Here is a 24,469-nt window from a genome sequence, read left to right on the forward strand (position 1 = left end):
AATGAGCCATATTATACAGCAAAAAATTGAACTACCAAATAAAGATGAGTGGGTTTTTGATCTAGCTAATGTTGTTACTGATATTAAAGAACTTTATCGTTGGTTAAACCTTGATAATGAAACTATTTCCTTGCCCATGCAACAAGCAAAGAAACAATTTCCGTTACGCGTGCCGGTTTCTTTTATTAAACGGATGAAAAAAGGTGATAATTGTGACCCGCTATTGTTGCAAGTGCTTTGTGATGCTAATGAAATGATAAATGTTGCTGAATATAGTGATGATCCTTTACAAGAACAGGAAAATACTATTCCTGGATTACTTCATAAATATCATAATCGAGCTTTGTTAATAACTAAAACCGCGTGTGCGGTTAATTGTCGTTATTGTTTTCGGCGACATTTTCCTTATCAAGATAATCAAGGTAATAAAAAAAATCTAAGAATTGCGATTGAGTATATTACTAATCATCCTGAATTAGATGAAATTATTCTTTCTGGTGGTGATCCTTTAATGGCCAAAGATCATGAAATAGCTTTTTTAGTGAATGAATTAGAAAAGATCCCCCATATTAAACGGTTACGCATTCATACTCGTTTAGCTGTCGTTATCCCAACGAGAATAACGGCAGCACTTTGTCAGTTATTCTATCAAAGTCGTTTACAAATTATAGTAGTTACTCACATTAATCATCCAAATGAAATTGATGCTAGTGTTTTTAGTGCTATTGAACAATTAAAACAACATAGAGTAATGGTGCTTAATCAAAGTGTATTATTAAAAAAAGTAAATGATAATGCTAAGGTTCTAGCAGAATTAAGTAATAAGCTGTTCGACACAGGCATCTTACCATATTACATTCATTTATTAGATAAAGTTCAAGGAGCTGCACATTTTTTTGTGGAAGATGAAATTGCTAAACAAGTGATGAAAGAGCTTGCCGAACAAGTATCCGGTTATTTAGTTCCTAAATTGGCGCGAGAAATAGGGGGAGAAAAAAGTAAACGTGTACTTACATTTAGTGAGGAATGAGATCGTTTATTATTCAGTAATGTTATTAAGCTTGAAGATATATCCCTACAATTTATCTGTGAAAATCTCATTGACGAAAAATAAAATAACTTCTATAATTCCGACCTCTTTAATTAATGCTGTGGAGTTTACACTCTACAACCTGTTGATAAATTAGATTTGGATATAAATCGTCATGAAACGCACATTTCAACCATCAGTATTAAAACGTAATAGAACTCACGGTTTTCGCGCTCGTATGGCTACTAAAAATGGTCGCCAGGTTCTTGCTCGCCGTCGTGCTAAAGGCCGTGCTCGTTTAACTGTCGCTAGCTGATTTAAAGTTGAGTGGTTAAACTCACTTTTCCTCGGGAGTTGCGTTTGTTAACTCCCTTTGATTTTAGTTATGTTTTTCAAGAATCTATTCGCGCAGGTTCTCCTTTCCTTACATTAGTCGCGCGAAAGAATAATCGAACTCATCCTCGTCTAGGCTTTGCAATTGCAAAAAAGCAAGTTAAACGAGCGCATGAACGCAATCGTATTAAACGTCTTGCTAAAGAATACTTTCGTAATCGTCAACATCAATTACCTAATCTTGATTTTATTTTAATGGCTAAACAACCTGTTATTGAATTAAATAATCAACAGTTAGTTTCAACACTAGACCAATTATGTCAACGAATCATCACCAAGCAAGTGGTTTAAATAAGATTATCTTAATAATTAAACAGCATATTGTTGCATGCAAGTTATTGATAGTTAACTTTTTTATCTTGTTAATTCGCATTTATCAGCGTATTATTAGCCCATTGCTTGGTCCAAAGTGTCGTTTTACACCAACATGTTCACAATATGCCATAATTGCATTAAGACGCTTTGGATTAATAAAAGGAGGTTGGCTAACGGTCAAACGTGTATTAAAATGTCACCCTTTACATGAAGGAGGAGAAGATTTTGTTCCTCCAAGAACTAAAAACAATAGAGAAAAACACTAATGGCATCCCAACGTAATATTTTAGTTATTGCTTTACTTTTTGTATCTTTTATTATTTGGACAACGTGGCAAAAAGACCATGAACCTAAGCCTGCTCCAACCAATCAATTAACACAACAAGTAAGTGAAGATGACTCAGCCGATGGTTTAAATCTCGGTAAAACCATTTCTGTTAAATCAGATGTACTATCGCTTTCAATAAATACTTATGGTGGTGATGTACTGTCGGCTCAATTATTAAAATATGAGCAAACATTACATTCAGGAACCCCGTTTCAGCTACTAACTTCACGGCCAGATTTTGTATATATTGCCGAAAGCGGTTTGACTGGTAAAGATGGGCCAGATAATGCTACTCAAGGGGCGAAACGCCCTGTGTATCAAGTAGCACAAACTGAATATGTTTTAGCTGATGGTGAAGATGAATTGCGTGTACCACTAACTTATCAAGTTAATGGGGTGACTTATACTAAATATTACGTATTACATCGCGGTAAATACGCTATTGATGTGCAATATGATATTAATAACCAAAGCCAAGCTCCTGTTGAAGTGTCAATGTATGGTCAATTAAAACAAACTATTGAATTACCTCATGATGCCGTAACTGAAGGTGGTGGTGGTTTAGGGCTCAGCGCTTTCCGTGGTACTGCTTATTCTAGTTCTAGTACAAACTATAGCAAATATAGTTTTGATGATGTAAAAGATAAAACTTTAGCAGTAGAAACCCAAACAGGTTGGATTGCTATGCTACAACATTATTTTGCTTCAGCATGGGTACCAACACAAGATCAAAATAATATACTTTATTCACGCGCAACTGCTAAGAATTCGCAAGCTACTATTGGTTTTAAAGGTGAACCAATTGTTGTGCAAGCAGGTAGTGAACAATTAGTTAGTGCAAAATTATGGCTTGGACCAGAAATTCAAAATCAATTAAAAGAAACCGCTAATCATCTTGATTTAATTGTTGACTATGGTTGGTTATGGTTTTTGTCTCAACCGTTGTTTTACTTACTGAAATTTATTCATAGTTTTATTGGTAACTGGGGTTTTTCTATTATTGTTATTACCTTTATTGTTCGAGGAATTTTATTCCCATTAACGCGGGCACAGTACCGTTCGATGGCCAAAATGAAATTACTACAACCTCGTTTACAAGCACTTAAAGAGCGTTATGGTGATGATAGGCAAAAAATGAGCATGGAGACAATGGCTCTTTATAAACAAGAGAAAGTAAATCCACTTGGTGGTTGTTTCCCTTTGATTATCCAGATGCCAATCTTCCTATCCTTATTTTATATGTTAGGTAATACAGTTGAACTGCGTCATGCGCCATTCGCGCTATGGATATATGACTTATCGGCACAAGATCCATACTATATTTTACCTTTATTGATGGGTGGTACCATGTTCTTAATTCAGAAGATGTCACCAACACCCGTTACTGATCCATTACAACAAAAATTAATGACTTATATGCCATTGATTTTTACAGTGTTCTTCTTATGGTTCCCATCAGGTTTAGTTTTATATTATATCGTAAGTAATTTGTTTACAATTGCTCAGCAACGTATTATTTATTGGGAACTCGAGAAGAAAGGACTTCATGAGAAGAAAAAGAAATAATTTATCTTAAAAAAGAGGAGTAAAATCCTCTTTTTTGATTTTGGTATACCTTTATGAATATACAACAACAATTTTATTTAACTGGTAACGAACGAGGTTATTGGTTTGTCAGTAAAAATGGACGTTTATGGTTGCCTAATGGTCAGGTTCCCCTAGGCTCTGCTGATGAGTTCGGTTTTAGTAATCAATTAGCACAATCCATTGGTGAATGGAATGGGCAAACGAGCTGGTTGATTTGCAAAGAAATGACTAACTCGATGAGCTCAATCCGCCCATTATTGAATGGAGATGATTTATCATTGTTTAATATGGCCGGTCGGGCAGTACAGTTGGCAGAATTTTATCGATCCCATAAGTATTGTGGTTATTGTGGTCATGAAATGTATATCAGCAAAACTGAATGGTGTTGTATGTGTGATAGCTGTCATCAACGCTACTATCCGCAAATATCGCCATCAATTATTGTAGCCATTAGGCATAAGAATAAAATTCTACTGGCAAAACATGTTAGACATAATCAAGATAATTTATATACAGTTTTGGCTGGATTTACTGAGATTGGTGAAACCATGGAAATGGCTGTTGAACGAGAAGTTTTTGAAGAATCAAAAATCAAAATAAAAAATATCCGTTATATTGCTTCTCAACCTTGGCCTTTCCCTAATTCATTAATGATGGCTTATTTAGCTGATTATGCAAGTGGCGATATTGTTATTGATAAAAGCGAATTAGTTGAAGCAAATTGGTATCATTATACCGAATTACCTAAAATCCCTGAGTATGGAACAGTTGCTAGGCGCCTAATTGAAGATACCATTGTACTTTGCCGAGAATATGATGAATATGGCGAAGATTAAATAAGTTCCTTTCCTAAAATGAATAGGCTTATAGCCTATTCATATTGAATGGTCCTAGTTAGATTTACTGTTTTAGATTCATCACCAGTAGTTGCACAAACAGCTTTAGTCCAATCTTTATTCTCATTATAATTTGAATATGTACAAGTTTCGGTTGATTCCACTTCTTTTTCATTTTTATTGTTGATGATAATTTCACCATTTGAAGTCAGTTTAAAAGTTGTAGTAATTGTTTTCTCTATTTGTTTGTTATTGTTGTAAACGATATCTTTTTCTTGAACTAATATTGGAAATTTAGTTTTTTCATCTACAGGTACATAAGCATTTGATAAGATCTGATCAATATGATCTTGTTCGTAAATAATTTGGTTATGAAAAATAACATTATTATCGGCGAAATGAGATAATGTCATTTCAACTAAGCGGCCTTGTTCATCAAATTCCGAGCTAGCTACAATATCACCATTACTATTTTTCATACCAAGAATATTTTTAGTAGCATCAAAAGTAATATCATAATCATTTCGGGTATCTTTCATACCATAAATATACTTAGCGGTATCATAATTAACTTCAGCGTATAAACCTTCAAGATCGTAATTAACAACATAACCTTGCTCGTTATAATTGATAACTTTTTTTGAAGAACCTTGGATTTGTTGCTGCTTAATTAATTTACTAATAGGTAATAATTCAGGTTCTGTATGGAAAAGATAGCTATTGATAACTCCAACTGATAAGTTTGTTGAAGATTGCGATGCTTCCGGTTTAGAATCTTGGTTAGTATTATTATTAGTAGTAGTACTATTATGAGAAGTGTCCTCAGGAGTATTAGCCTTTTTATTATCACAACCAGTCAACAATATGGTGATACTAACTAAACCTATAGATAATAATGGAATGTATTTTTTCATAATTTTAGCTTCTATCAATTTTATATGGTTTATAAAGTTATATTATCAATTAATGAATTGTTAAAATAATTATTAAATAATTTATCAATGATGACTGCACCAGATAGCTAGAGCTTCACAATCCCATTTTTTCATCATTTCACACCAAGCTGAACGCCAGTGGCTTATAGTATTACTATTAAGATGAAGTTTTTTCTGGATTTGTATATTATTTTTCCCTGCTATGAGTAAATTAATAAAATCTATCCATAATTCTGGGCGTGGTAGTCTATTTAGTGGGGTATTACTTAAAAGGTTAAAACTTCGACGACATCGTTTACAACGATAACAAGTTCTGGTCCCAACTTTTGTAGTCTCAGTTGATGAACAATACAAACACATCGGTGTTTGTTCATTTAATAATGCGTTTATTTTAGCATTAATAGTTTTATGTTGTTCTGACAAGGTTGGGGTTAACGTAGTATGTTTTTGGTTGGTATACCACTTATGTAAAGACGGGTAATGTTGTTGTAAAAAATCAATCATAGCATGGTCTCTGCGCATTACTTTTTCGAGCGAAGTACCTAGTTTTTTTTCAGCAATAAGTTGATAACTTTTATTCTTGATACGATTAGTAAAAATGATTTCTAACCAATTAAAGGGAGTTAAACGATTAAACGGTGTATTAGTTGCAGCGGTGAAATATTTATTACATGCTTTACAACGATAAGTATTTGTTGGCTTAGTTCGGATCAAATAAAAGCCATTTTCACCGCAAAATGGGCAAGTTTCAATATGTTGTAAGGTAATATTTTCTAAATTGTGAAGAAAAGATCTAAGTTTATCATGTAACTCCGTAGGTACGAGTTCGTAAATCATTTTTTACTCCCTTATTACTATTACTTATAAATAGTAACAGATCTTTACGTAAACATATAGTGCTCCTGAAACATTTTTACATTTCTTAATGTATCAAAACTACTTTTGTTGGTGACAAGTTTAATTTGAATAAGTAAAAAAGTACCTAATTTTTAGAATGATTACGTATAATATATGATTCGATTAATTATATAGTTAAAGTTGTATTGATATAAAATAAGCTAAATCAATGTGGTGAAAACTAGACAATTAGTTCCATACAAATTTATGACCAAACTAATAAAATCGACTTTTTTGTTTATTAAATTAAGCCGATTTTAATAATTATTCTGATTATTTATTGATTGTTTAACCATTCAGCTACTTGTTTCGCAAAATAGGTTAATATGCCATCAGCCCCTGCACGCTTAAAGCAAAGTAACGATTCCATAATCGCATTTTTTTCATCTAACCACCCATTTTGAATGGCAGCGCTTAACATAGCATATTCACCAGAAACTTGATAAACAAAAGTTGGAACAGCAAAAGTTTCTTTTACGCGGTGGACAATATCAAGATAAGGCATACCTGGTTTTACCATCACCATATCAGCTCCTTCGCTGAGATCTTGATAAATTTCTTGTAATGCCTCATTACTGTTAGCTGGGTCTAGTTGATAAGTTTTTTTGTTACCACCTTTGATATTTTGGGCTGAACCAACAGCATCACGGAATGGACCATAAAAACATGACGCGTATTTTGCCGAATAGGCCATGATTTGAGTATTAACAAAACCCTGTTCTTCAAGTTCATTACGGATTGCACCAATACGACCATCCATCATATCACTAGGGGCAACAATATCAGCACCAGCTTGTGCATGTACCAATGCTTGTTTGACTAGGACTTCAACTGTTATATCATTTTGCACATATCCTAGATTATCAATAATGCCATCTTGTCCATGCGTTGTATAAGGATCGAGGGCTACATCAGTTAATACACCAAGTTCCGGGAACTCCTTTTTTAACGCACGTACAGCTCTGGGGATTAGCCCATTTTCGTTATAAGCCTCTTCAGCTAGTAATGACTTATTTGATGTTTCAATGGCTGGAAATAATGATAAAACAGGAATCTTTAATTTAGCTACTTGCTCTGCTTCTTTTAATAATACATCAATACTCATCCGATTAACTTTTGGCATTGATGCAACTGGTTGAACAATGTTTTTACCTTCAACAATAAAAACAGGATAAATGAGATCATTGACAGTGAAGTTATTTTCGGCAATTAAACGACGACTAAAGTTGTTTGCTCGATTACGACGCAATCGACGCTGTGGGTATTGACCAGTAATAAACGGGGGCATTAAAAACTCCAAACTAACTAGCTAAGAATAGTATTATTATCTGACTCCAATAGGCAATTAGCAAATTAATTTGTTCTTAGGTAATAATTCGATATTTTACTTTACAACTTAGGTTAATTAGAGGTAAAATTCGGCACTATTTTAAATCATTGTGATATTAAACAAATTTGAGGTGAGAGGCACATGCCAGTAATTAAAGTACGTGAAAATGAACCTTTTGATGTAGCATTACGTCGTTTTAAACGTTCTTGCGAAAAAGCAGGAGTTTTAGCAGAAGTCCGTAATCGTGAATTTTACGAAAAACCGACAACTATTCGTAAACGTGCAAAAGCTGCAGCAGTAAAACGTCATGCTAAAAAGTTAGAAAGAGAAAACGCTCGTCGTACACGTCTATACTAATATTTATATACTCATTTATACCTAAAATATAAATTGATTTAAAAATCAATTTGTTATTTTTGATATGAACAGTTTGAACAAGCCGTACATGTTGATACGGCTTGTTGTCTTTCTGGCAATGCCTAAATTGGTTGATTATTTATCATGAAAGGTCTTATTCCTCAAGATTTTATTTTAGATTTGATGGCTCGCACTAGTATTTTAGATGTCATCAGTAAACGCGTTAAAATGAAGAAAAAAGGAAATAACTATTTTGGTTGTTGCCCTTTCCATGATGAAAAAACAGCTTCTTTTTCACTTAATGAAAAAAAACAGATTTATTATTGTTTTGGATGTGGTGCCTCTGGTTCTGTTGTTAATTTTTTGATGCAATATGAAAGATTGACTTATCCTGAGGCCATTGAAGAATTAGCTAGTATGCAGGGGATTCGCGTTCCTCATATTGCAGATGGTAATAATCAATACGATAAAACAAAGCAAATTGAGTCGCGAAATGTTCGTCGTGATCTTTATCAACTAATGGCAAAAGTGACTGAATATTATCAACAGCAGTTATCTTTACAAACGTCTAAAGATGCACGGCAATATTTGGAACATCGAGGACTTAATTCTGAAATTATAGATCGTTATAAAATTGGGTTTGCACCTAACTCGAGGCAGTTAACTTTTCAAAATGTAGTAACAACAAAAGATGAAGCTTTACTCTATGATAAAGCAGGGATGTTAGTTAATAATGGTAGTGGTATTCAATATGACCGCTTTCGTGGACGAATTATGTTTCCAATTCGTGACCGACAAGGTAATGTGATTGCTTTTGGCGGAAGAACTATCATTAATGATTCAGCTAAATATCTAAACTCACCGGAAACATCTATTTTTCATAAAGGGTTTCAGTTATATGGACTTTATGAAGCTCTAGAAGTTAATCGTAATCCAAAACAATTAATGATCGTAGAAGGTTATATGGATGTTGTTTCTCTTGCCCAATATGATATTAATTATGCGGTTGCTGCTTTAGGTACAGCAACATCGGAAGAACATATTAAACTTTTATTCAGAGCAACAGATTCAGTAGTTTTTTGTTACGATGGCGATAATGCTGGGCGTAATGCAGCATGGCGAGCCCTTAATGTATTGTTGCCTTGTTTGATTGATGGTAAAGGAATTACCTTTGCTTTTTTACCACAAGATGAAGATCCTGATAGTTTGGTACGTAAAATTGGTAAGAAAGGTTTTGAAGATTATTTAAAATCAGCCCCTACTTTATCTAAGTTTTTATTTGATGAATTACTGAAACAAGTAGATTTAAAAACATCTGAAGGTAAAGCTAAATTAAGTTCTCTAGCTTTACCATTACTTGAACAGGTTAAAGCTAAAGCGTTTAAATTGAATCTATTGCAACAGCTAGGTAGTTATTTAGGGTTACTTGATGTATCTCAATTAGAACAATTGATGTATTCAAATTATCAAAATGATGATAAAAACTCTTCGGAACAAGTACCTGTTTCACAGATGAAGTTGACTACGATGCGTATTCTAATCGGTTTATTGATTCAATTTCCCGAACTGGCTAAACAAGTTTCGGATCTTAATACTATTCGTCAAGTTAAACTTGCTGGCATTGAAATTTTTATTGAACTACTTGAATTATGCCAACGTTATCCAAATATAAATACTGCACAATTACTAACGGAATGTATTGACAGTCCGTTTTATAAACAATTGAACCGTTTAGCAACTTGGGAGTTTCATTACCAAGAAGATGAAATAACTTCAATTTTTTGTCATACTTTAAAAGAGTTATATGATAATATACTCGCCCAAAGACAAGATGAGTTAATCGCCAAAGAAAGAGTTTCGGGTTTAAGTACTGAAGAGAAAAAAGAATTAGCGACGTTAATACTTGTTTTATCAAAAAAAGACTAAATATACAGAGAATGTAGCGTGTATAAAAATGATTTATGCTACATATAATATACATGACCTAATAACTAAGTGTGGATACCTTTTATGGAGCAAAATTCTCAATCACAGCTAAAACTCCTAATCATTCGAGGTAAGGAGTTAGGATACTTGACTTATGCTGATGTCAATGATCATTTGCCTGAAGAGATTATTGATTCAGATCAGATTGAAGATATTATCCAAATGATTAATGATATGGGGATTCAAGTACTTGAAGAAGCCCCTGACTCTGATGAGTTATTACTTTCAGATAATGTCCCAGATGAAGAAGCCGTTGAAGCGGCAACTGCATTAGTGCTATCCAATGTTGAATCAGAAATAGGTAGAACAACCGATCCAGTGCGTATGTATATGCGTGAAATGGGTGCGGTGGAATTACTGACACGTGAAGGCGAAATTGATATTGCTAAACGGATAGAAGATGGTATTAATCAGGTACAGACCTCTGTATCAGAATATCCTGAAGCGATTACTTATCTGTTAGAACAGTATAATTTAATTGAAACGGGTGAAGTTCGCTTATCTGATTTGATTACCGGATTTGTTGACCCAAATGTCGAAGAAGATACTGAAGAACTACCTGAAGATTTAGCAGACGATGAAGAAGATATTGATCTTGATGATAGTGATGATGAAAATGAAGATGAAGAAGGTGATTCTTCTGCTGACGATGATGTATCTATAGATCCTGAAGTAGCAAAAGCTAAATTTGCTGAATTAAAAGATCAACATGACAAAACCTCAGCGGCAATTAAAAAATATGGGCGTGCACATAAAAAAGCGCAACGTGAAATAGAGAATTTGTCTGAAATTTTTAAACAGTTCCGTTTAGTTGGCAAACAGTTCGATATTCTTGTTAATAATATGAGAAGTATGATGGATCGAGTAAGAGCACATGAACGTGTAATTATGAAGATTAGTGTTGAACGATGCAAAATGCCAAAAAAACAGTTTATGACCTATTTTACTGGTAATGAAACCAATATGAATTGGTTTAAGAAAGCGTTAACGGCTAAAGGTGCATTTGCTGCTAATTTGAAAGAATTTGAAGAACCAATAATGGCGCAAATTAATCTGTTACAGCAAATTGAAACTGAAACTAGTCTTTCCATTGAGCAAATTAAAGATATTAATAGGCGGATGTCAATTGGTGAAGCTAAAGCACGTCGAGCCAAAAAAGAGATGGTTGAAGCTAACTTACGTCTAGTGATCTCTATTGCCAAAAAATATACTAATCGTGGATTACAGTTCTTAGATCTTATTCAAGAAGGTAATATTGGTTTAATGAAAGCTGTGGATAAATTTGAATACCGCCGGGGTTATAAATTTTCAACCTATGCTACTTGGTGGATTAGACAAGCGATTACTCGATCAATTGCTGACCAAGCAAGAACTATTCGTATCCCGGTGCATATGATTGAAACCATTAATAAATTAAATCGTATTTCACGTCAAATGCTACAAGAGATTGGACGAGAACCAACACCTGAAGAATTATCAGAGCGCATGCAAATGCCTGAAGATAAAATTCGTAAAGTGTTGAAAATAGCCAAAGAGCCAATATCTATGGAAACCCCTGTGGGAGATGATGAAGATTCTCATTTAGGTGATTTTATCGAAGATACTGCATTAGAACAGCCGTTAGATGCAGCTACCTCTGAAAGCTTGCGTAGTGCAACTCGTGATATTTTATCTGGTTTAACCCCAAGAGAAGCGAAAGTATTACGGATGCGCTTTGGTATAGATATGAATACTGATCATACTCTTGAAGAAGTTGGAAAACAGTTCGATGTAACTCGCGAGCGAATTCGTCAGATTGAAGCTAAAGCATTGCGTAAACTACGCCACCCTAGCCGTTCTGATGTGTTACGAAGTTTTTTAGAATAATATTTTTTTCTGTCAATTACATCGCCACTTAAGTGGCGATTTCCTTAACTAACTACACTCACCATCATGAATATATTGCAACGTTTTAAAATTGATCCATTTCTGTTAATTTTAATTAGTGTTGTCATTACAGCAAGTTTCTTCCCTTGTAAAGGGCAAACTAAAGTAGTTTTTGAGTACTTAACTACTTTTGCCATTGGTTTATTATTTTTCATGCATGGAGCTAAACTTTCATTACAGGCTATTATAATTGGTATAAAAAATTGGCGACTACATTTAGTAATACTTATCACTACTTTTGTTATATTCCCAATTTTAGGAATGGCTATGCGAGTTTTAGTGCCAACTTTTTTATCCCAAAATCTATACTTAGGGTTTATCTATCTATGTGTTTTACCAGCAACAGTGCAATCAGCAATAGCATTTACGTCGATTGCTAAAGGGAATGTTGCGGCTGCTATTTGTAGCGCATCAGCATCAACTTTATTAGGTGTTTTTATAACCCCACTTTTGGTTGGACTCTTAATGCATACACAAGCTGAAAGTTCTATGAATATGCTTGATGCAATCACTTCTATTATGCTGAAGTTGATGTTACCTTTTATTATTGGTCATCTATCAAGACGTTTTATTGGTAAATGGGTAGATAAATATAAAAGTATAATTTCAAAAACTGACCGTATGTCAATTTTATTAGTAGTATATGTAGCCTTTAGTGATGCAGTAGCCAATGGTATTTGGACACAAATTAGCTTTCTCTCTCTTTTAGAAATTATTTTGTTTTCAATTTTGTTATTAACTGTGGTATTAGTTATCACAACATATGGTTCAAGAATACTTGGCTTTAATAAAGAAGATGAAATCACAATAGTTTTTTGTGGCTCTAAAAAAAGCCTAGCTAGTGGTATTCCTATGGCAAGTGTGATCTTTCCCATGTCTATTATGGGAATCATGATTTTACCTTTGATGATTTTCCATCAAATTCAATTAATGATTTGTGCTGTATTAGCATCTCATTATGCCAAACGAAAAATGTAAAAAATTGTTTTGCTCATTATTCTATTCTCAAGGATAATAATGGCGCTATTAACAACAGAAAGATATATTATGTTTCATCTATTTGCTGATTTAGAATTTTCGACTATTGTATTATTAATTCTTGCTCTGCTTTTTGTGCTGTTTTATGAAGCGATTAATGGTTTTCATGATACCGCTAATGCAGTGGCAACAGTTATTTATACTAGAGCATTAAAGGAACAGCTTGCCGTTTTCATGGCAGGGGTGTTTAATTTTTTAGGGGTATTGCTTGGTGGGCTTAGTGTTGCTTATGCGATTGTTCATCTTTTACCAACCGATCTTTTGCTTAATGTTAGTTCAATGCATGGATTAGCAATGGTTTTTTCAATCTTACTAGCAGCTATTATTTGGAATTTAGGAACTTGGTATCTAGGAATCCCTGCGTCTAGTTCCCATACCTTGATCGGCTCAATTATTGGTGTCGCTTTAGCTAATGCTTTTATTATGGATACATCAATCATTGATGCTCTTAATATCTCTAAAATGTTGCAGATTTTTTTGTCATTAATTATTTCTCCTATTGTGGGATTGGTAATAGCTGGTCTGATGATTTTTTTGTTACGAAAATATTGGACCCGCAAAGGTCAAAGTAAAAAAAGTAGTAAGAAACGAGAACGTATTTTTATGACTCCAGAGCAGCGAGAAAAATTATACGGTAAGAAAAAGCCTCCTTTTTGGATACGTATAATGTTAATTATTTCCGCGGCAGGTGTTAGTTTTTCACATGGAGCTAATGATGGACAAAAAGGCATCGGCTTGTTAATGCTAGTCTTAATGGGTATTGCACCTGCTGGTTTTATTGTGAATATGAGTGCATCAACTTATGAAATTACTAATACTCGTAATGCTATTCATAACATTGAAGAGTATTTTATTAACCATAATGATGAACTTAATACCGTTATTGGTAAACAATCAGCTATTGATACTACAACCCCTATTGGTGATTTAAATAAATATCATTGTGATTATTCGCGTTCTTTTATTACGTTAGGTATAGCTAATGCCTTATTTAATAAAATCAGCGATTATGAAACATTAACTGTAGAACAGCGTTCACAAACAAGGCGTATTTTGCTTTGTCTATCTGATACTGTTACTCATGTAGCTAAACAACCAAATGTAACATCACAAGATAGACAATATTTAAAATCACTTAACAACGATCTTCTTAAAACAGTTGAGTATGCTCCAATTTGGATTATTATTGCTGTAGCTTCAGCCTTAGCTGTTGGCACAATGATAGGATGGCGCCGTGTAGCCATTACTATTGGTGAAAAAATTGGTAAGAAAGGCATGACTTATGCGCAAGGTGTTTCTGCTCAAATTACCACTGCTTTATCAATTGGTATTGCAAGTTTTACTGGAATGCCTGTATCAACCACTCAAGTACTTTCCTCATCGGTTGCCGGAACAATGATTGTCGATGGTGGAGGTGTGCAAAGTAAGACCATAAAAAATATTGCGTTGACATGGATTTTAACCCTACCAATTTCAATTTTGTTATCAGCATCACTTTTTTGGCTTGCTCAAAAACTAATTTAGTAGTAAAAATAGGATATTAATTTTAAACTTAACCAGGGCGTCAAAAGAGGAAGGAGTAAAGTATCATGGCTTATAAACATATATTAGTCGCAGTTGATTTATCACCTGAAAGTGGAGTTCTTGTCGAAAAAGCTGTTTCTATGGCAAGACCTTATAATGCTCAAATATCATTAATTCACGTCGGTATTAATTATTCTGATCTGTATACTGGTTTGGTAGATATTAATATGAATGATATGAAAGATAGGATTACCGAAGATGCGCATATAGCATTAAACAAACTTGCTGATGATGCTGGTTATCCTATTGCTCATACTCTTTCTGGGAATGGTGAATTTGGTCAAGTTTTAATTGAAGCTATTCACGAATATGGTGCCGATTTAGTTGTTTGTGGTCATCATCAGGATTTTTGGAGTAAGTTAATGTCTTCAGCTCGTCAACTGATTAATAATACACATATTGATACGTTAATTGTTCCACTCAAAGATGAAGAACCGGTTGAAGAAGCTGCGAAGTGAAATTTTAATAATCAACCCGCTTAATTAGCGGGTTTTTTTATATTATTCAAAATAATTTTAAAAATTTTTTCCAAATGACAATTTATAATATAAGGGGTTTATTATGAATATCGCTTTTGTAACAGGCGCTTCATCTGGGTTTGGTCAGGCTATCTGTCGTAAACTCATTGCAGATGGTTATAAAGTTGTGGGTGTGGCTCGACGTGTAGATAAATTACAAAAATTAGCTGAAGAACTTGGTAATAACTTTTTCTCAATGCAATTAGATGTAACCAAAAAAGATGCGGTCGAATCTATCTTATTACAGTTGCCTAAAGATTTTCAACCAATTGATATTTTAGTGAATAATGCAGGATTAGCTCTTGGTTTAGAGCCAGCTTATCAGGCGGATTATAATGATTGGTTAACTATGATAGACACGAATATTATTGGCCTAGTACATTTAACTCGTCAAATTTTACCAGGAATGGTAGAACGAAATTTTGGTTATATTATCAACCTAGGTTCTACTGCTGGAACGTATGCTTATAAAGGTGGTAATGTTTATGGCGCCTCTAAAGCATTTGTTAAACAGTTTAGTGCTAATTTGCGTACTGATTTACTTGGAAAAAAAATAAGAGTAACTAATATTGAACCAGGTTTATGTGGTGGTACTGAATTTTCGAATATTCGCTTTCATGGTAATGATGAAAAAGCTGCAGATGTATATAAAGGGGTAGAGTATATAACTCCTGAAGATATTGCTAATACTATTTCATGGTTGGTAAATACACCTACTCATTTCAATGTTAACTCATTGGAAATTATGCCCGTAGCTCAAGCTTCAGCAGGATTAGCAGTTTATAAAGAAATTGATTAAGAAATTAAACAATTATACATATATTGATTAGTTATATTGAGATAAATTTGTTGAGTTTAAAAAATTAGGAAAGTTAATTAAAAATACACTTGCACTTATACTGATGGATTGTTATCCTTCTCTTTTGTGATTTCAATTGAGGTTTATTGCAATGACATTTTCTGAGGTAACCAAAACCTTTGGGGCCAGTTTGCCGGGTACCGATAGTTATGTGAAATTGCGCAAAGCGATGCGTACATTGATACAAAATGATCCGAAAAATGCAGCAGTGTATTTTTTGATCTTTGGCTTCGCTCGTACCTATGTCATGTTATATGAAGATCAGGAAATATCACCTCAGTTTGCCGAAGATAACCAAAAATTAATGTTATCTTATCTCAATGTTCTTGATGAAGCATTAAAAAAACAAGATGCGGAAAGTATCTATCAAGCATTGAATAAAGTAGTCAATGAATACGAAAATAGTAAAAAAGTTTTTTAAATTGCAGCCTAACATGAAAATGTTGGGCTGTTTTGTTTAGAAGTGTATAAGTAAATTTAGGAACAATGATGAAATTAATTATGTTTATTATGGGCATTATTATTACCACTGGCACTATTATTCAATGTAGGGCGGGTTGATATTTTCCTAAAATATAAAAAACCCGCCACCAAAGGCGGGTTTTTTATTTGAAATATATATGTTTAAAAAATAACAATTAGTAACAGAGATTAATATCTTATAAAGATTAAAAGCATATAATTTCTAATTTGATAATTATTGATAATGTTTGGGTGAAAGTCACTAAAAGACTAATGGCATAAATTAAGATAATAACAAAAGGTGTGATATGAAAGTTTTAAAATTTGGAGGAACATCTGTTGCCAACGCAGAACGTTTTTTGCGTGTTGCAGAGATTATTGAAAATAATGCTAAACAAGAGCAAACGGCTGCTGTTTTATCTGCTCCAGCAAAAATTACCAACCATTTAGTTGCCATGGTCGAAAAAACTGTTGCTGGGCAAGATATTCAGAGCAATATTTATGATGCTGAAAAAATATTTGCAGATTTGTTAGAAGGCATTTACAAAGCACAACCAAATTTTGCTTACGATCAGATGAAGCGTTTTGCTTTAAAAGAATTAAATCATGTCAAAAAATTACTTGAAGGAATTCGATTGTTAGGACAATGCCCTGATGGTATTAATGCATCGATTATTTGTCGTGGAGAAAAATTAAATATCGCTATTATGAATGAATTACTAATAGCTAGAAAACATACTGTTACTGTAATAAACCCTGTAGCAATGTTACTAGCTCAAGGTGATTATTTAGAATCGACAGTAGATATTGCTGAATCAACGAATCGTATTGATGAAATGCATATTCCATCAGAAGATATTATATTAATGCCTGGTTTTACGGCAGGTAATGAAAAAGGTGAACTTGTAGTGTTAGGTCGGAATGGGTCTGACTATTCCGCTTCAGTTTTAGCTGCTTGTCTTCGTGCTAATTGTTGTGAAATATGGACTGATGTTGATGGAGTATATACATGTGATCCACGTATTGTACCGGATGCTAAATTGCTTAAAACTATGTCATATCAAGAAGCTATGGAACTTTCTTATTTTGGCGCCAAAGTTCTTCACCCACGCACTATTTTACCTATTGCACAATTCCAAATCCCTTGCTTAATCAAAAATACTAATAACCCAGATGCGCCGGGAACATTAATTGGAGCCAATGTTATTGATTCAACCACTCCAGTAAAAGGGATAACTAATTTGAATAATATGGCCATGATTAATGTGTCGGGACCTGGTTTGAAAGGCATGGTGGGGATGTCGGCACGCGTTTTTTCTGCCATGTCTTATGCTGGTATTTCTGTAGTACTTATCACTCAATCATCATCTGAATACAGTATAAGTTTCTGTGTACCACAAACAGAGCTTTATAGTGCGGAAGAGGCATTAAGTGATGAATTTTATTTAGAATTAAAAGATGGATTACTTGAACCAATTGAAGTTATTGAAAAACTAGCAATTATTTCTGTGGTTGGTGATGGCATGCGAACTTTACGTGGTTTGTCGGCTAATTTTTTTACCGCGCTTGCCAGAGCAAATATTAATATTGTTGCTATTGCCCAAGGTTCGTCAGAACGTTCCATCTCTGTAGTAGTTGATAATGATGTTGCGGTAATGGGAGTTCGTGTCGCTCACCAAATGCTATTTGGAACAGATAAAATGTTAGATGTTTTTGTTATTGGTGTCGGTGGTGTGGGTGGTGCACTTATTGACCAAATAGAACGTCAACAAAAATGGCTTAAGAACAAACAGATTGATTTACATGTTTGTGGTTTATTTAACTCTAAACACAGTGTTATCAATCGAGATGGTATTAATTTATCTCATTGGCGTGAACAAATTAAACAAAGTGAAACGCCCTACTCATTAGATGCTATTATTGAGTTTGCTAAAAATAATCGTCTGCTTAATCCAATCCTAGTCGATTGTACATCAAGTGGTGAAGTTTCTGCTAAGTATGCTGATTTTTTAGCTAATGGATTTCATGTAGTTACACCGAATAAGAAAGCTAATACCAGTTCTATGGCATATTATGTACGTTTGCGTCAAGAAGCAGCAAAAAGTAAGCGTAAATTCCAGTACGATACCAATGTTGGAGCTGGTTTACCCGTTATCGAAAATCTGCAAAATTTACTTAATGCTGGCGATGAACTTATTAAGTTTTCTGGAATTTTATCAGGATCACTGTCTTTTATTTTTGGTAAACTCGATGAAGGTATGTCATTATCAGAAGCCACAAAACTCGCAAAAGAAAAAGGTTTTACTGAACCAGATCCCCGGGATGATTTATCGGGAACTGATGTTGCTAGAAAACTTTTAATTTTAGCTCGTGAAGCTGGATTACAATTAGAACTTGATCAAATAAAAGTAGAGTCAGTTTTACCAACACAATATTCACAAGGTAGTGTTGAGGAATTTATGGCTAAATTGCCAGAATTAGATAGTGTTTTTAAAGAAAAATCGGAACAAGCTGCAAAATCAGGAAAAGTGTTACGTTATGTAGGCAGTATTGAAAATAACCAATGTAGTGTAAGAATTGAAATGGTTGACAGTGAAAATCCTCTTTATAAAGTTAAGAATGGTGAAAATGCTTTAGCTTTTTATACACGTTATTATCAACCGATTCCTTTGGTTTTACGAGGCTATGGTGCTGGAAATGAAGTGACAGCAGCTGGTGTTTTTGCTGACATTTTACGTACTACATCTGGTAAGATTGGGGGTTAAATGAATCAAAAATCTTTAACCGTTTATGCTCCAGCTTCAATGGCTAATATAAGTGTTGGCTTTGATATTTTAGGTGCAGCCATTAATCCAATTAGCGGTGCAATGTTGGGTGATTGCATAACTGTGGAATCATCTGCAAAATTTAATCTTATTAGTAAAGGACAATTTGTAAAAAAATTACCTCGCGATCCTAAATATAATATTGTTTATCAATGTTGGCAGCGTTTTTGTCAGGCAATTGGTAAAACACTACCAGTTAATATGACACTTGAAAAAAATATGCCAATTGGTTCAGGATTAGGGTCAAGCGCTTGTTCTGTGGTTGGAGCATTTGTAGCTTTGAATGAGTTTTTTGATAAACCATTCAATCAATTTGAAATGCTGACCATGATGGGAGAACTGGAAGGTCGTATTTCTGGTAGTGTTCATTATGATAATGTTGCGCCTTGTTATTTAGGGGGGATGCAATTAATACTTGATGAAATGGGTGTAATTAGTCAATCAATACCTCATTTCGAAGATTGGTATTGGGTAATGGCTTATCCAGGAATTAAAGTTTCAACTGCAGAAGCACGAGCTATTTTACCAGCCCAATACCAAAAAGCAGATTGTGTTGCACATGGTCGATATGTTGGTGGTTTTCTTCATGCTTGTTATACCCAACAACCAAAACTTGCAGCAGCAATGCTATGTGATAATATTGCTGAGCCTTATCGTAAACAGTTATTACCTAATTTTGATGAGACTCAAAAACGCGTTAAACAACTCGGTGCGTTAGCTTCGGGTATTTCAGGTTCTGGACCGACCATGTTTGTAATTGCAGACAAACTAGAAACAGCACAGCAAATCGAATTACTACTTAAAAGTTATTATTTACAAAATGAAGATGGCTTTACTCATATTTGTAAAATAGATTGTCAAGGGGCAAGAGTTATTTAAATATATGTTTGTATAAATATTGGTTAAGCTATATTAATTCGTTGCACTTTATTTATAAGTTATACGTGTTATAGAAAATAGTAAACAATTTTAGACATAAAGATTATTGGGAAATATTATGAAATTGTACAATTTGAAAGAGCATTCGCAGCAAGTTAGTTTCGCACAAGCTGTACAGCAAGGACTTGGTAAAGGGCAGGGTTTATTTTTTCCACAAGATTTACCTAAATTTACTGCAGATGAAATACAATCACTATTAAAACTAGATTTTATAACCAGAAGTGCCAAAATTTTATCGGCTTTTGTTGGTGATGAAATAAGTGCAGAAGATATGCACAGGTTGGTTCAAAATGCTTTTCAATTTCCAGCACCAGTTAAATCAGTAGAAGCTGATATTGGTTCACTAGAGTTGTTTCATGGTCCTACACTTGCATTTAAAGATTTTGGTGGACGATTTATGGCACAAGCTTTAGTGCAAGTAGCAGCGGATAAAAAAATCACCATTCTTACGGCCACATCGGGTGATACCGGTGCTGCCGTTGCGCATGCATTTTATCATTTACCTAATATTCGTGTAGTCATTTTATATCCTGAAGGAAAAATTAGTCCTTTACAAGAAAAGCTGTTTTGTACACTTGGCGACAATATTCACACTATTGCTATTCAAAGTGATTTTGATGCCTGCCAAGCATTAGTTAAAAAAGCTTTTGATGATGAGGAGTTAAAAACAACAATTGGTTTAAATTCAGCAAATTCGATTAATATTAGCCGTTTGCTTGCGCAAATATGTTATTACTTTGAAGCTTTTGCACAGTTAACACCTAAACAACGTGAACAATTAGTTATTTCAGTTCCTAGTGGTAATTTCGGTGATCTTACAGCTGGTTTATTGGCTGAAACTATGGGTTTACCTATTAAACGCTTTATTGCTGCAACTAATGCAAATGATACTGTACCTCGATATTTAGAAACAGGTAAGTGGGAGCCTCATGCCACTGTATCTACTCTATCTAATGCAATGGATGTAAGCCAGCCTAATAACTGGCCTCGTATTGAAGAAATCTATAAAAGAGAAGGTTGGGCATTGAAATCATTAGGACATGCAGCAGTATCGGATGAGGTATCTAAACAATCTGTGCGAGAACTTGATAGAAAAGGTTATTTATCTGAACCTCATGGGGCGATTGCATATCGCGCTTTACGAGATCAGCTACAAGAAGGTGAATACGGTATATTTTTAGGAACTGCTCATCCAGCAAAATTTAAAGAAGTTGTTGAAGATATCTTAGGCAAATCAATTGCGCTACCAACAGCACTTGCAGAGAGAAAAGATATGACACTACTTTCCCATTATATGCCAGATAATTTCGCCAAATTGAGGGATTTTTTAATTAATTTAGATTGGTAGAAGTATTTTTTCGTCGTCAAATTTGACGACGAAATATTGAAATTAGTGAGAACTAAATAGATTTAAATTATCTAATTTATCCGTTAATTTTCCTATATCGATAGAATTTTCTGAGTCATCGATTTTTACATTGTCTATAACAAAACTAACTACTTTACTACGATAGTTTAAATAAAAAATTGAAAAGCCATATATGTCATTATTATTTTGTATAGAAAAGAATGTCGGCTCAATAAATTTTCTTGCTTCCGTCTCACCAAAAGCGCGTTTGACATAAAAATCAATATTGCTTGAAGTAAAATATTGTTTCAAACAATATTTTCGGATATTGTAATGTAAATTATATCATTATAAGGATATTTTTATGCACTGTCCATTTTGTAATGCTGATGATACTAAAGTCATTGATTCTCGTCTTGTTGGTGAAGGATTTCAAGTTCGTCGTAGACGTCAATGCGTTGAGTGTAATGAACGTTTCACCACTTTTGAAGTTGCTGAACTAATCATGCCGAACGTTATTAAAAGTAATAAAGTGCGAGAGCCATTTAATGAAGATAAACTACGTAGTGGTATGCAACGTGCTTTAGAAAAACGTCCTGTCAGTTATGATGCTATTGAAGATGCTATTACCCGTATTAAATCAAAACTTAGGGCAACAGGAGAGCGTGAAGTTCCAGCTAAATTGATTGGTGATTATGTAATTGAAGAACTTAAAAGTCTTGATAAAGTTGCTTATATTCGTTTTGCTTCAGTGTATTTTAGTTTTGACGATATTAAACAATTTAGTAATGAAATTGCTAAGTTACAACAAAAATAATCAAGTATATATCTATGATAAGTGATAAAGACCAATTTTATATGCAGCGAGCTATTGAGCTCGCTAAGCTGGGTCGTTTTACAACAACACCAAATCCTAATGTTGGTTGTGTAATTATTAAAGATAATAGAATTATTGGTGAAGGTTATCATCAAAAAGCAGGGGAACCACATGCAGAAGTTTATGCATTGAAAATGGCTGGTAATAATGCTATAGGTGGTACTGCTTATGTAACTCTAGAACCTTGTAGTCATTTTGGCAAAACACCACCTTGTGCAGATGCTCTTATTAAGTCAGGTATTAAACGTGTTGTTATTGCTATGCAGGATCCCAATCCTAATGTGGCAGGTAAAGGAATAAAGCGATTAAATGATGCTGGCGTAAAAGTCTGTGTCGGTGTTTTAGTTGATCAAGCAGAATCACTCAATAAAGGTTTTTTGAAACGAATGCGTACTGGTTTACCGTATGTGCAACTTAAATTGGCAACTTCGCTAGATGGTAAAATTGCGATGGCATCTGGTGAAAGTAAATGGATCACCTCAACGAGTGCTAGACAAGATGTGCAACAATTTAGAGCGCAAGCCAGTTGTATTTTAAGTACCCGATCTACTGTTCAAATAGATAATGCAAATTTTACGGTTAGGCATGCAGAATTGCCTGAAGCAGTAAAAAAAATATATAATTGTGATAAAATTAGACAACCCATTCGAGTTATTATTGATAGTCAAAATAGACTTAATGGTGAAGAGAATATTTTTAAACAGTCAGGTGAAACATGGGTTGTAAGAAAACAAAATATTCCAATTCATAAACCTAATACTAGCTTAATAGTTGAACCGTCTATTAAAGATAATATAGACTTAGTTAACTTGTTAAAAACATTAGCTAAAAAACAAATAAATTCTGTTTGGGTTGAAGCTGGTTCTCATTTTGCTGGGGCATTAATTGCACAAGATTTAATCGATGAATTAATTATTTATTATGCACCAAAATTACTTGGGCATAATGCCTTAGATATGTGTGTACTTCCTAACTTACATGCACTCTCATTAGCACCACATTTTAGATTTGAATCGACTAAAATGATTGATGAAGATCTGCGAGTTATTTTGAAAAGGTAATATTATATACTAAGTAATAAACTATTTCTTAATATTAAATAATTTTAAACTAAATAGTGAACTAAACCGTTTGCTGTTTTTTCGATTTTATAAATTTTAATAAAAAAAACGAATTATATTTATCAATATTAATAATATAATTCGTCTTAAGGTTTAACTATATATTTTTTCTGATTTTTCGAATGTGTTTATTATTATATATCTCAATTTTAGTATCAGGTATTGATACACTTTTACTTATTGGTAATGGAGTGTGGGATCTGGAATCAACAAGCTTATTATTTTCTATGTTTATATCTAAAATAAATTTTGCCTATTAGCATCCATCTCCTTTACAATTATCGAAACTTGATTATCAGCATTAATTTTTTGTAGTGAATCTAATTCTTGAGTAACACGATCTTTTAATTTTGTATTAATTGAATATAATTGTTCGGAGTTTGGAATTTTTAAGCTAATTACTGTAGTCCATATATAAGTTTCAACTTTATTTTGGGCCTTAATTGACCTTAGCACTAAGTAACCTAATGCCGGACTATAATTTTGGATAGCAGCTTTTTTTAATAATGCCATCCCTTTTATATCATTATTATTTTTTTCTAATAATTGTTTAGCTTTAAGATAATTAGCAATACTGATGTTTTTATCTACTGATTTATTTAACCATAATTCGCTTTGTTTGCTATCATTCTTCTTTTTATAATAATAGTGCATACCTAAGTATGCTAAAGGTTCATCATTCTGTAATGCAGTTTGTAATAATTGATACGCCTGTTCATTTTCTTGCTCAGAACTATTACTTTTCTCATCCAGTGACAGCATGGCTAATAAAGCAAATGCTTTACTATTACTTTTATCTTGAATTGCAATTTGCAAATACTCTTTTGCTTTTGGAATATCATTTTTTTTAACATAAATTAGTCCAGTTTTATAAGCTTGATTATTACTCATAACAGTATTTTGTTCCGGTGTACATCCAAACAAAAAAAATATAGCAATTACTGAACCTAAAAACATTATTTTATTTTTTAATTTCAT

At 33.5% G+C, this 24,469-nt stretch carries 24 protein-coding genes; 19 read left to right on the forward strand and 5 right to left on the reverse strand.

From position 1 onward, the window contains the following. Position 1: 1 nt before the first annotated feature. The 6 genes from epmB to nudC all read left to right on the forward strand — a co-directional run bounded on the left by epmB (position 2) and on the right by nudC (position 4,489). On the forward strand, positions 2-1,030 hold the full coding sequence (gene epmB / locus A9G13_RS04850) for an EF-P beta-lysylation protein EpmB (RefSeq protein WP_065556490.1): 1,029 nt from the start codon (positions 2-4) through the stop codon (positions 1,028-1,030). A gap of 175 nt (positions 1,031-1,205) precedes the next feature. Next, entirely contained in the window at positions 1,206-1,346 is a 141-nt protein-coding gene (rpmH, locus tag A9G13_RS04855; protein WP_034944344.1) for a 50S ribosomal protein L34, read from the forward strand. Between the two features lie 11 nt (positions 1,347-1,357). Then, positions 1,358-1,714: a ribonuclease P protein component gene (rnpA, locus tag A9G13_RS04860; protein ID WP_065556491.1), complete on the forward strand. Its 357-nt coding sequence runs from the start codon at positions 1,358-1,360 to the stop codon at positions 1,712-1,714. Then, a complete protein-coding gene (yidD, locus tag A9G13_RS04865) occupies positions 1,681-2,004 on the forward strand; it encodes a membrane protein insertion efficiency factor YidD (RefSeq protein ID WP_081301166.1) in 324 nt (107 codons plus the stop codon). The genes rnpA and yidD overlap by 34 nt, the downstream gene beginning before the upstream one ends. After that, entirely contained in the window at positions 2,004-3,632 is a 1,629-nt protein-coding gene (gene yidC / locus A9G13_RS04870; RefSeq protein ID WP_065556492.1) for a membrane protein insertase YidC, read from the forward strand. Before yidD ends, yidC begins: the two co-directional genes overlap by 1 nt. 53 nt (positions 3,633-3,685) lie before the next feature. Next, positions 3,686-4,489 (forward strand): NAD(+) diphosphatase, encoded by an 804-nt coding sequence (nudC, locus tag A9G13_RS04875; RefSeq protein WP_065556493.1) that lies wholly within the window; start codon positions 3,686-3,688, stop codon positions 4,487-4,489. 35 nt (positions 4,490-4,524) lie between these two features. Here the strand turns inward: nudC and A9G13_RS04880 are convergent, their stop codons facing one another. The 3 genes from A9G13_RS04880 to hemB form a co-directional block, all read right to left on the reverse strand. Continuing rightward, positions 4,525-5,403 carry a hypothetical protein gene (locus A9G13_RS04880; protein ID WP_065556494.1) on the reverse strand — a complete coding sequence of 293 codons (879 nt, stop codon included), beginning with the start codon at positions 5,401-5,403 and terminating at the stop codon, positions 4,525-4,527. Between the two features lie 84 nt (positions 5,404-5,487). After that, positions 5,488-6,261, reverse strand: a complete 774-nt coding sequence (locus tag A9G13_RS04885; RefSeq protein ID WP_065556495.1) for a hypothetical protein — start codon at positions 6,259-6,261, stop codon at positions 5,488-5,490. Positions 6,262-6,598: 337 nt separating this feature from the next. After that, a complete protein-coding gene (hemB, locus tag A9G13_RS04890; protein WP_065556496.1) occupies positions 6,599-7,609 on the reverse strand; it encodes a porphobilinogen synthase in 1,011 nt (336 codons plus the stop codon). Between the two features lie 183 nt (positions 7,610-7,792). Here hemB and rpsU point away from each other — a divergent pair, with 183 nt between their 5' ends. The 11 genes from rpsU (at position 7,793) to thrC (ending at position 21,493) form a co-directional block, all read left to right on the forward strand. Further along, positions 7,793-8,008, forward strand: a complete 216-nt coding sequence (gene rpsU, locus A9G13_RS04895; protein WP_034882800.1) for a 30S ribosomal protein S21 — start codon at positions 7,793-7,795, stop codon at positions 8,006-8,008. 144 nt (positions 8,009-8,152) lie between these two features. Continuing rightward, entirely contained in the window at positions 8,153-9,934 is a 1,782-nt protein-coding gene (gene dnaG / locus A9G13_RS04900) for a DNA primase (protein WP_065556497.1), read from the forward strand. An 84-nt stretch (positions 9,935-10,018) separates the two neighbouring features. Then, positions 10,019-11,860 carry an RNA polymerase sigma factor RpoD gene (rpoD, locus tag A9G13_RS04905; RefSeq protein ID WP_065556498.1) on the forward strand — a complete coding sequence of 614 codons (1,842 nt, stop codon included), beginning with the start codon at positions 10,019-10,021 and terminating at the stop codon, positions 11,858-11,860. A 66-nt stretch (positions 11,861-11,926) separates the two neighbouring features. After that, a complete protein-coding gene (locus A9G13_RS04910; protein WP_065556499.1) occupies positions 11,927-12,898 on the forward strand; it encodes a bile acid:sodium symporter family protein in 972 nt (323 codons plus the stop codon). 69 nt (positions 12,899-12,967) lie between these two features. Further along, positions 12,968-14,482, forward strand: a complete 1,515-nt coding sequence (pitA, locus tag A9G13_RS04915; protein ID WP_065557084.1) for an inorganic phosphate transporter PitA — start codon at positions 12,968-12,970, stop codon at positions 14,480-14,482. Positions 14,483-14,547: 65 nt separating this feature from the next. Then, a complete protein-coding gene (gene uspA / locus A9G13_RS04920) occupies positions 14,548-15,000 on the forward strand; it encodes a universal stress protein UspA (protein WP_065556500.1) in 453 nt (150 codons plus the stop codon). Positions 15,001-15,100: 100 nt separating this feature from the next. Further along, the gene (locus A9G13_RS04925) at positions 15,101-15,859 is read left to right on the forward strand and encodes an SDR family oxidoreductase (RefSeq protein WP_141670867.1); all 759 of its coding nucleotides are present in this window, start codon (positions 15,101-15,103) and stop codon (positions 15,857-15,859) included. A 151-nt stretch (positions 15,860-16,010) separates the two neighbouring features. Next, positions 16,011-16,340, forward strand: coding sequence for a hypothetical protein (locus tag A9G13_RS04930; protein ID WP_065556502.1), 330 nt, complete (start codon positions 16,011-16,013; stop codon positions 16,338-16,340). 349 nt (positions 16,341-16,689) lie between these two features. Further along, positions 16,690-19,146: a bifunctional aspartate kinase/homoserine dehydrogenase I gene (thrA, locus tag A9G13_RS04935; RefSeq protein WP_065556503.1), complete on the forward strand. Its 2,457-nt coding sequence runs from the start codon at positions 16,690-16,692 to the stop codon at positions 19,144-19,146. Continuing rightward, positions 19,147-20,085: a homoserine kinase gene (thrB, locus tag A9G13_RS04940; protein WP_065556504.1), complete on the forward strand. Its 939-nt coding sequence runs from the start codon at positions 19,147-19,149 to the stop codon at positions 20,083-20,085. A gap of 118 nt (positions 20,086-20,203) precedes the next feature. After that, positions 20,204-21,493: a threonine synthase gene (thrC, locus tag A9G13_RS04945; RefSeq protein ID WP_065556505.1), complete on the forward strand. Its 1,290-nt coding sequence runs from the start codon at positions 20,204-20,206 to the stop codon at positions 21,491-21,493. A gap of 42 nt (positions 21,494-21,535) precedes the next feature. Here thrC and A9G13_RS11085 read toward each other — a convergent pair whose 3' ends face one another. Further along, complete coding sequence (locus A9G13_RS11085; RefSeq protein ID WP_141670868.1) at positions 21,536-21,805, reverse strand: hypothetical protein; 270 nt, start codon at positions 21,803-21,805, stop codon at positions 21,536-21,538. Positions 21,806-21,857: 52 nt separating this feature from the next. Here A9G13_RS11085 and nrdR point away from each other — a divergent pair, with 52 nt between their 5' ends. Then, complete coding sequence (gene nrdR / locus A9G13_RS04950; RefSeq protein ID WP_065556506.1) at positions 21,858-22,310, forward strand: transcriptional regulator NrdR; 453 nt, start codon at positions 21,858-21,860, stop codon at positions 22,308-22,310. Positions 22,311-22,324: 14 nt separating this feature from the next. After that, positions 22,325-23,431 carry a bifunctional diaminohydroxyphosphoribosylaminopyrimidine deaminase/5-amino-6-(5-phosphoribosylamino)uracil reductase RibD gene (ribD, locus tag A9G13_RS04955; protein WP_065556507.1) on the forward strand — a complete coding sequence of 369 codons (1,107 nt, stop codon included), beginning with the start codon at positions 22,325-22,327 and terminating at the stop codon, positions 23,429-23,431. Between the two features lie 297 nt (positions 23,432-23,728). On the opposite strand, the gene A9G13_RS04960 is transcribed toward ribD, so the two are convergent. Further along, positions 23,729-24,469, reverse strand: a complete 741-nt coding sequence (locus tag A9G13_RS04960; RefSeq protein ID WP_065556508.1) for a tetratricopeptide repeat protein — start codon at positions 24,467-24,469, stop codon at positions 23,729-23,731.

It is taken from the genome of Gilliamella sp. wkB178, from assembly GCF_001690705.1.
GTDB lineage: Bacteria > Pseudomonadota > Gammaproteobacteria > Enterobacterales > Orbaceae > Gilliamella > Gilliamella apicola_K.